Annotated in this window: 1 protein-coding gene; it reads right to left on the reverse strand. The window is 50.2% G+C overall.

Translation table 11 applies throughout. From position 1 onward, the window contains the following. Window positions 1-57 precede the first annotated feature (57 nt). On the reverse strand, window positions 58-267 hold a 210-nt coding region (locus tag AC3XQU_RS24020; RefSeq protein ID WP_489876638.1), incomplete at its 5' end, for a hypothetical protein.

A 267-nucleotide genomic window follows, 5' to 3' on the forward strand; every position in this document is an offset into this window, starting at 1 on the left:
GTATACGGATGGAAAGTAGCTGCTTGCTTCTCGGGGGACACTACCAGGAACAAACACTCAACCGTCCGTATCGAGGCCGCTGAATGTATTGAGAGTCGAAAATTCAACTGGGGCGACAAGATAGCCATTCAGGTATCCATGCGGGAACTGCCCCAGCTCCTTGCCACCCTTATGAGATACCAGCAGAGCTTTACTGGAAAAGGGCATGGGGAGAACAATGAAAAGTGGTTTACTGTAGAGAATCAGCCTGGAAAGGTGTTCCTCTCG

The organism is Telluria sp. AZSoR62, from assembly GCF_058111565.1.